The sequence below is a fragment of the Butyrivibrio sp. ob235 genome, from assembly GCF_900109475.1.
Lineage (GTDB): Bacteria > Bacillota > Clostridia > Lachnospirales > Lachnospiraceae > Butyrivibrio.
Map to the genome: position 1 here is coordinate 25546 of NZ_FOBE01000040.1, position 6645 is coordinate 32190.

Here is a 6645-nt window from a genome sequence, read left to right on the forward strand (position 1 = left end):
CCGTTCTGTATTATTTCGTTCCAAAGTCTGTTATTTCAAGGACTTTTCCAATCCAACGATTATATGATAACACCATATAACACAGAATAAAATGACGAATAAAACATTTTTGGTAGAACAAAAGGTAGAATTGTCAGCTCTCTATAAACTTTCACACAAGGTTTATTGAGAGCTTTTTTGAGCTCTTTTTTTAATGCAAGTAAAGGAGCATTTTATGGCAGTATTAAAAAACAAAACCCAGGGAAACTACACATTGGTTTCTCAGAATATTATGAGAGACAAAAACTTATCGCTTACGGAGCGAGGCATGCTTCTGACTCTCCTATCATTACCGGACAGCTGGCAGCTCACAATCAAGGGGCTCTGCCAGATTCTTCCGGATGGAAAAGACAAGGTATCCAAGACCCTGAACAGTCTTATTGATAAAGGGTATATCACAAGAGAACAGAGCAGGGATGGTGGAGGCAAGTTTGACTCTACTATTCTTGAGGTCCATGAGACACCGGTAAAGTCTACTGAGCCAACACAGCCCACCGATCCCACTGATCCAGTTGATCGGTCAAGGAAAGTGATCAAAGAATTCCCGAGAAAACCAGAGACTTCACCGTGTCCTGAAAATCCGGATGCGGTAAACCCGTATGCGGAAAAACCGCAGCCGGAGAATCCGCCACAATATATTAATAATAAATCTAATAACTATAAATCTAATACTAAAGAAGTGTGTAGTAAGGAGGACACACTCACAGATGATGAATATGAAGATCTGATAAAGGAGTTTGGCAAAGGAAGTGTAGACTATCAGATACAGCGTATCAGGGATCATGGTTATAAGGGATGCCTTAACCACGATACCATCAGGGCCTGGTGCAGGGAAAGGTTGAACCGCTCCGCGACAATGCCGGGCGCCCCGACAAAAAAGAATGCCTTCTGCAATTTTCAGCAGAATGAGTATGACTATGAAGAGCTGGAAAGACTGCTCTTATGTAACTAAAAACAAATTTCAGAAAAAATGGAGGATTGAAAGGTATGAAAGATTTATATATTGATGGAAAGTTAGTGATCGGAGTTGATCACGGATATGGGAACATGAAGACGAGAAATACAGTGTTTAAGAGTGGAGTTAAGAAGTACAGTGAGGATCCGGCTATTGCAACAAATGTGTTGCAGCTTGACGGTATGTACTACGTTATCGGTGAAAGTCACAAGGTATTCATAGCCAATAAGAATGCAGACGATGACTATTATATCCTTACTCTGGCTGCTGTGGCAAAAGAACTGGAACTCAGAGGCTTAAGATCGGCAGATGTGATACTTGCAGTTGGGCTTCCGCTTCACTGGATGTCAAAACAGAAAGATTCCTTCAGGGATTATCTGATGAGAAGCAGGGAAGTTAGTTACAGATACTGCGGGCAGTATTATCACATCAGAATCTGCGATGTGGCGATCTATCCTCAGGGCTATGCGGCTATAGCAGCTTCGCTCCAGGATTATAAAGGAGTCCACATGCTGGCAGATATCGGAAATGGAACAATGAACACACTGGTCATCACTAATGGCCGACCAGTCTCTGACAAAAAATATACCGATAAGATTGGTGTTCATGAGTGTGTAAAAAAAATCATGAATGAAGTACAGGCTGAATGTGGAAAGATTCCTGATGAGAGCGTTATTGAAGACTTTCTCATAAGTGGAACGTCTGAAGTGTCAGAAAGGATACAGGCAGTCATGCACAGGGAGGCGGTCAAATATACTGAAATGATCTTCGATAAGCTCAGTGAATACGAATATGATCCGGAGCTTGTAAAGCTACACATCATTGGAGGCGGAGGATGCCTTATCAGAAATTTTGGAAAATATGATACCTCAAGTGTAGAGATCATTGAAGACATCTGTGCTACAGCCAAGGGCTACGAGGAACTCTACAATGCACAGCACATACTGAGGAAGGGCGCGTAAGCTCTCTTCCCGGAGGTGATTGTATGTCAGAAAAGAGATTAAGCATCAGATTCAGAATGGATAATCCTCAGGATAAAGAAGCCTGGGAATTACTCCAAAGGATTTCTGAGGAGGAAAATATTTCCAAGAATGCAGTTGCACTCAGGCTCATATGTAAGGGGGCAGTAAGTGCCGGGAGCATTGAAACCAGTTCATGGAATATGATTGCTGAAAGAATTGCTGATCTGGTCACCAATAAACTGGAAGCAGGTATAAGGCAAATCAAAGAAATACCTGCCTGTGAAACCAGAGACATTACAACAGCAATCTCCAAGGATTCATCACTCACAGATGAATATAGGGCTGTCAGTGAAGATGCTCTTAGCTTTCTTGATGAATTTTAAGATGGCATCACTTTGGTGCCACCCATAAAATTCATATGGCATCATATTGATGCCAAACATTTCTTGCTCATGGGAGCAAGGCGATTTACCAGAAATGAAATCGGCGCAGTTCGCACCGCTTTCATTTCTTCCCGGTTCGTTCGATACCTGACCACTTCGAAGGGGCAAATAGTCCACTGGACTGTTTGCTCCTTCTTTGTTTGCAGAGATGAAGAATACTACTATCACTTCCTGCCGGAAGCTATAGCAGCATTCTCCATCCCTGCATCGGTATCTCTCGCCCGGGCAAATCGCAAGACCACATATTTCCCCATCGCCCGCCGAGCCGACCCTACACTGAATGCCATATCGGCGATGGAAAAATATGGCAAGTTTCGCAAAGTGGCAAGCCACATTTGCACCGGAAGAGGCCTTTCGGCTCTTCCTAAACTTGCCAGATGGGCTTCGCCCCCTTGGAACCCCCAGCAAAGGTTTATCCAACCTCTGCACACCGGAGCCGACTACCGGACTTCAGAAATAGAAATCATCCACCGGATAATTTCTTTTCCCTACGTCCAATAGTCTAGAGGCGCAGGTCACGCCTTCCGGCTCGGTCGTTGCTAAACGCGTGCCACTGGCACGCAGCAACTCTGCATCCGCCAAAGGGATCCGCTTCCTTTGGAAACCAGCGTAAAAATAGAGAGGAGCATATTTAATATGGAAAAAGCTAAACGAAGAAGAAATAAAGCGATCACCATACGCATGAATGATACTGAATATGATGCATTGCAGGAAAAAATAAAAGAATCCGGATTGACGCAGCAGTCATTTATCATAAGTGCAATCCGTAACACAAACATCACCTCTGCCAAAGAGTTAGAGGTAATAAAGGATATCAGCAGGAATTTTGCTGATCAGGACAGGCAGCTAAGAGGAATAGCCACCAACATTAATCAGATGGCACATGTTGCAAATGGTCAGGGTCTCTTACCAACAGTAGAAAAAATGGATGAGATTGCTGATATGATCTTGGAATTTCGAAAGGAGGATGATAACAGATGGCGATTAATAAGGCAGTCGGTAAGCCCGCTAAAAGCCACGGGGGCTTGAGAAATACCATAGAGTACGTACTAAAGGATGAAAAGGTCAAAGAAGGTTATCTGGATGTGATCGGGCCTTATCTTGAACCTACAGTCAACTACGATGCGGTGTATAGGGTCTGGCTGGAAGAAAAGAAACTGTGGGATAAGGATTCGGGAAGGATGTGTGCTCATAACGTCATCAGTTTTCACAAAGATGAACAGGTCACTCCTGCTGAAGTTCTTGAAATAGGAAGGGCTTTTACGGAGGAATTCTTTTCAGGGCACCAGAGCCTTATTGCAGTTCATCAGGACAGAGACCACCTTCACTGTCATATCGTAACCAACAGCGTTTCCTATATCGATGGCAGAAAGCTCCATCAGTCTAAAAAAGACTTGGAACAGCAGAAGGTATTTACCAACAACCTTTGCCGTGAAAGAGGACTGCATGTCGCTGAAAAAGGACGCCACTTTGATGGATCTCCAATAGAGGCGGGTGAGATCATCACATGGAACAAGAATACTTACAAGCTTCTTACCAATGACTCAAAAAAGAGCTTTTTGGCAGACTGCGGAATTGCTCTTATGGAAGTAATCCCAAAGTCAGCCAGCAAAGAGGAATTCATTTCTGGAATGGCAGAGAAAGGCTGGTCTGTGAAGTGGGAGGACAAACGCAAACATATAGTATTTGAAAATGAAAACGGAGATAAGGTCCGTGACAGCAAGATTGAAAAGACCTTTTCAGGTCTCCGTGTGAACAAGGAGGATTTAGCAATTGAATTTGAAAGACAGAATGAACTCAGGCTTGGAAACACAGAAGCCACAGAACGCAGAGACAGCACCGAAGATCCCGAAGCAGAATACTTCGAGCGATACTATGCAGAAGTCGAATCAGCTATCGCTGGAATCTCTGGTGGAGGCTCAGGCGGAGGTAATACGGAAGCAGAAAGAAGTGATCCGGCAGAAGGACGAGACGATAGCATTAAAGGAGAATCAGATACAGACTCTCTCATCAGAAAAGTTGAAGCTGACATCGACAGTAGCAAAAACCAGCGAGGAGTTATTGTACACGCAGAATCAGAATCTAGAAATCGTGAAAGAGAACGACGATTTGAGGAACAGCGCAGGGCTCATGAACAGGAAAGAACAGCAGAAATTAGCCGCAGATCTCGCAGACACTCAGAACCTTCTCGCTGATACCAAAAGACTTGTCAACATGTCAAATGTTGATGCTGTTGAAAAAGCTCAGGTAGCCCAGGCGGCTGCTGAGCTTAAGGCAAAGAAAGATATAGCTGATTACAAAAGACAAGCTGATGGAAAGATTAATGAAGCTATTGAGGCAAAGATAGAAGCAAAGAAAAATGCTAAGCTGAAGGTTGATGCGGCAAAGAAGAAGGAACAAATTGCCTGGGGCTCTCTTGCTACTATTCTGTTTTGCTGTCTTATCGCCTATCCTGCATTCTTAAATGACTTGTGGGATACATTGACACAGCCATTCATGTGGATTTGGAATGGCATAAATGACTATGCCTACTGGATGAAAAATCCATACTATGAAAGGTATATAGAGGGAGCCACAAAGCGTTATAGCTATTCTGACGGAACAGCATGGTTACTCAGGATAACGAGTCTGATTCTCGTGATAGCTCTAATTGCTGGTGCATGTTATGGCATTTGGATTAGTATTCAGTATTATAGAAAACGATGGTGCAGCCTGTCGCTAAAGGTGCTACTGATATCCACAGGCTCTGTCATAGTCTTCGGTGAAGGTATCCACAGTATCATGTGCATCAACCTTGTGGCACTGCTAATCTTCGTTCAGGTTACATATCTTGGAGTTTTGATATATCTTGATGGATATTTCGAAACTAAAAGCAAAGACCGTTATTGGATGCGAATTCAAAACCAGTGAAATTGTATCAATCACAAAACTAAACCTCCGCAAGATAAAATGCTTTGCGGAGGTTTGGTAAATATATTGTCTTTTTATGTAACAAAGTTGATTTGGCAGGAATAAAAACATCAATTGAGTGAGTCTCTCACTATTCTTTCCAGATATTCCTTTTTTGAGAAATTACTTCCATCAGAAAAGTAGGCATTGTAAGCAACAAGAGCTGTTCTTACATATCTTGCATTATCTTCAAAAAGCTTCCTGTTAATTATATGTCCCTGATCATCAATAAACTGACAACAGAAGGTAACGGTTGTCCTTGTGTTACCCTCTCTAAAGGGATGAATCTTCCATAGTCTGGCTAATGAATCACAAAACTCAATAGTAACGGTATCATTATTCATGCTTTTCCATGGTTTTTCCCGCATATCAGATAATACATGATGTACATCGTTAACAATATCAAAAGGATCTGAATATTCAATCGACTGTCCGCCTAAAACATCCTCTTCTTTATAAATTGAGATATTTCTTGGCTGTCCTGCCCACTCAAAGATATCCTGGAAAATGTATTCATGCATTTTAAAGAAATGTTCAGTGTGATAATCACCAGGAAGTTTGTTGAGCGCTATTTCCTTTAGGCGAAACACAACGTAATCAGCTTCTGCCGCATCAAGAAGTTCTTGATCCTTAATTCCAAGCTTATTCTTTAAAACGGAAGAATTATCATAAAGATAAGGATCACGCATGAATAGTCTCCTTCATCTTATATTTCTTATCTAGAAATTTTTTAGCATCCTCCATGGTTACTTCGCCTTTTTTCTCTTTTTCAATATACTCTTTAAAGTCATCTGTTGGTTCCAGACCATCGACTTTTATCATTCCTATTGCATAATCCCATGCTTGTTCATTAGTCATAATGCAGTACCTCCATATCTATATAACTATATAGGCGTTTGCAAAACGCCGAAAGCCGCATAAATACGGCGTTTTTGCTTCATAAAAAATGAATAACCCCTCACTAGATATGGTACAATAGAATTGACGAGAAACCACTGACCAACACTAAGAAAGGAGTTATTCTGATATATATGATACCATATAAACAGCTTTCTTTGGCTGATATCTATGCAGACTGTCAGGATAAATTTGAAAATGACAAGCCCGCGTTTCTGTCTCTATTAGAAACCAATATCGACCTTGATGAAATTATTCCGCTCTCTTTTATAAAGCATTTCTATGCATCAACGGGAAGATCCCGTAAATACCCATTAAAAGCCATGCTCTGGGCTTTAATCATCCAACGCGTTTTTAGCATCCCCACAGATCAGCTTCTACTGGTGTTTCTTTCATACTC

8 protein-coding genes and 1 pseudogene are annotated in these 6645 nt (G+C 41.9%); 7 read left to right on the forward strand and 2 right to left on the reverse strand.

Annotation, left to right across the window (positions count from 1 at the left end):
* Positions 1 to 214 precede the first annotated feature (214 nt).
* The 6 genes from BMW61_RS19440 to BMW61_RS19465 all read left to right on the forward strand — a co-directional run bounded on the left by BMW61_RS19440 (position 215) and on the right by BMW61_RS19465 (position 5309).
* Positions 215 to 991, forward strand: coding sequence for a helix-turn-helix domain-containing protein (locus BMW61_RS19440; RefSeq protein WP_091825425.1), 777 nt, complete (start codon positions 215 to 217; stop codon positions 989 to 991).
* 35 nt (positions 992 to 1026) lie between these two features.
* Complete coding sequence (locus BMW61_RS19445) at positions 1027 to 1956, forward strand: ParM/StbA family protein (protein WP_091825427.1); 930 nt, start codon at positions 1027 to 1029, stop codon at positions 1954 to 1956.
* 23 nt (positions 1957 to 1979) lie between these two features.
* Complete coding sequence (locus tag BMW61_RS19450; RefSeq protein ID WP_029323843.1) at positions 1980 to 2339, forward strand: hypothetical protein; 360 nt, start codon at positions 1980 to 1982, stop codon at positions 2337 to 2339.
* A 696-nt stretch (positions 2340 to 3035) separates the two neighbouring features.
* Positions 3036 to 3428 (forward strand): plasmid mobilization protein, encoded by a 393-nt coding sequence (locus tag BMW61_RS19455; protein WP_022761725.1) that lies wholly within the window; start codon positions 3036 to 3038, stop codon positions 3426 to 3428.
* Positions 3377 to 4594: a relaxase/mobilization nuclease domain-containing protein gene (locus BMW61_RS19460; protein WP_242876840.1), complete on the forward strand. Its 1218-nt coding sequence runs from the start codon at positions 3377 to 3379 to the stop codon at positions 4592 to 4594. Before BMW61_RS19455 ends, BMW61_RS19460 begins: the two co-directional genes overlap by 52 nt.
* A complete protein-coding gene (locus BMW61_RS19465; protein WP_091825430.1) occupies positions 4530 to 5309 on the forward strand; it encodes a DUF6040 family protein in 780 nt (259 codons plus the stop codon). Before BMW61_RS19460 ends, BMW61_RS19465 begins: the two co-directional genes overlap by 65 nt.
* Before the next feature lie 110 nt (positions 5310 to 5419).
* Here BMW61_RS19465 and BMW61_RS19470 read toward each other — a convergent pair whose 3' ends face one another.
* On the reverse strand, positions 5420 to 6037 hold the full coding sequence (locus BMW61_RS19470; RefSeq protein ID WP_091825434.1) for a Fic/DOC family protein: 618 nt from the start codon (positions 6035 to 6037) through the stop codon (positions 5420 to 5422).
* A complete protein-coding gene (locus tag BMW61_RS22170) occupies positions 6030 to 6206 on the reverse strand; it encodes a hypothetical protein (RefSeq protein WP_175475302.1) in 177 nt (58 codons plus the stop codon). Before BMW61_RS22170 ends, BMW61_RS19470 begins: the two co-directional genes overlap by 8 nt.
* A gap of 173 nt (positions 6207 to 6379) precedes the next feature.
* Here BMW61_RS22170 and BMW61_RS19475 point away from each other — a divergent pair.
* Positions 6380 to 6645 (forward strand): annotated as a pseudogene (locus BMW61_RS19475) (ISNCY family transposase); the annotation flags it as partial.

What these genes read in the sequence shown, in the direction of transcription:
- BMW61_RS19440 (WP_091825425.1), top strand. Translation starts at nt 215, where the DNA reads ATGGCAGTATTAAAAAACAAAACCCAGGGAAACTACACATTGGTTTCT.
- BMW61_RS19445 (WP_091825427.1), top strand. Translation starts at nt 1,027, where the DNA reads ATGAAAGATTTATATATTGATGGAAAGTTAGTGATCGGAGTTGATCAC.
- BMW61_RS19450 (WP_029323843.1), top strand. Translation starts at nt 1,980, where the DNA reads ATGTCAGAAAAGAGATTAAGCATCAGATTCAGAATGGATAATCCTCAG.
- BMW61_RS19455 (WP_022761725.1), top strand. Translation starts at nt 3,036, where the DNA reads ATGGAAAAAGCTAAACGAAGAAGAAATAAAGCGATCACCATACGCATG.
- BMW61_RS19460 (WP_242876840.1), top strand. Translation starts at nt 3,377, where the DNA reads ATGGCGATTAATAAGGCAGTCGGTAAGCCCGCTAAAAGCCACGGGGGC.
- BMW61_RS19465 (WP_091825430.1), top strand. Translation starts at nt 4,530, where the DNA reads ATGAACAGGAAAGAACAGCAGAAATTAGCCGCAGATCTCGCAGACACT.
- BMW61_RS19470 (WP_091825434.1), bottom strand. Translation starts at nt 6,037, where the DNA reads ATGCGTGATCCTTATCTTTATGATAATTCTTCCGTTTTAAAGAATAAG.
- BMW61_RS22170 (WP_175475302.1), bottom strand. Translation starts at nt 6,206, where the DNA reads ATGACTAATGAACAAGCATGGGATTATGCAATAGGAATGATAAAAGTC.